The sequence below is a fragment of the Rhizobacter sp. P3_B12 genome (assembly GCF_056402895.1).
Genome location: NZ_JBFUGN010001303.1, coordinates 1 through 1,382, shown reverse-complemented (window position 1 = coordinate 1,382; position 1,382 = coordinate 1). Strand labels below are relative to the sequence as shown.

The 1,382-nt window shown below is 73.4% G+C and carries 1 protein-coding gene; it reads left to right on the top strand.

Features of this window, described 5'->3' with window-relative positions; translation table 11 throughout:
• Nucleotides 1–1,252: hypothetical protein (locus tag AC1D01_RS34735; RefSeq protein WP_477874068.1), on the top strand; the 1,252-nt coding region annotated here is incomplete at its 5' end.
• Nucleotides 1,253–1,382: the final 130 nt, after the last annotated feature.

Here is a 1,382-nt window from a genome sequence, read left to right as displayed (position 1 = left end):
GTGGGCGCGCGCGCCGCTGGTGGCGCAGCGCAGCGCGGCCGGCGTCGCACCTGCCGCGGCGGCATCGGCGGCTGTCTCCACGGCGGTACGGCGCGCCCCGTTGCGCGCCGTCGTCGAGCCGCRCACCGAGTTCAACTACGCCGAGCTGCACAACCAGGGCGATCCGGCCGAGCGGCGCAGCGCGCTGTTCCACCGCTTCGAGCTGCGCGGCGCGGTGACGCAGCCGGCGACGCGGGCGCACGTGCTGGTCGAGCTGAACTGCGGCATCGAGCGGGCGCGCTACGAGGCCGAGATCGAGCTGACGCAGGAGCGCACCAGCCTCGGCGCGCGCGTCAAGATGCCGCTCACGGCGCGGCTGATGCGCTCGGTCTCCGAGGCGGTGGTCAGCAGCCTGTTCGTGCAGGTGATGGTGGGCGGGCAGGTCATCCACAAGGACACCTATGCGATGCGGCTGATGCCGGTCGACCAGTGGCTGGACAACAGCACCAGCGGCGTGTGGTTGCCGTCGTTCGTGCTGCCGCGCGATCCGGCGGTCGAGCGCGCGATCACGCTCGCGCAGCGCTACGTGCGGGTGATCCGCGACGACCCGAGCGCCGGCTTCGAGGGCTACCAGTCGGCCTCGTCCGCCGACCCGGCCAGCCTGGAGAACGTCGACCTGCAGGTCGAGGCGATCTGGTCGGCGCTGCTGCACGAATGGGACCTCGGCTACATCAACCCGCCGCCCACCTACAACCGCGCGCTCGATTCGCAGCGGCTGCGCACGCCGAGCGCGGTGCGCGCGGCGCGCATGGGCACCTGCATCGACCTGACGCTGCTGTTCGCCGCCTGCCTGGAGCTGGTCGACATCCACCCGGTGGTGTTCCTGCTCGACGGCCATGCGCTGCCCGGCTACTGGCGCCACCGCGACTACCAGTTCGCGTACCGCGAGGTGATCAACCCGGGCGATGCGGTGCCGCCGGGCGACGAGCACCGCAGCGGCTCGCCGGGCGCGCAGACGCGGCCGTGGCGGGCCGGCCGGGCCAGCTACCGCGAGGTGTGGGGCCTGATCCGCGACGGCAAGCTCGCGCCGCTGGAGAGCGTGCGCCTGACCGAGCACTGCGGCTTCCGCGAGGCGCGCGAGGCCGGCGTGCAGGCGCTCAGCGAACCGCGCGACTTCGATTCGATCCTTGACATCGCGATCGCACGCGAGCACCAGGTCACGCCGCTGCCGATCGTCGCACCAGCCTCGCTGGCGGTGGGGGAGCGCGCATGAACGCCAGCCTCGTCACGAGCACGGCCGCCGAGCCGCTGCCGTTCAACGCCGCGCCGTGGGAAGCGGCCGATGCGGGCCTCGGCCTGCGCGAGCCGGCGCCCGCGCTGGCGTCATCGCAGCAGGCGCTGCC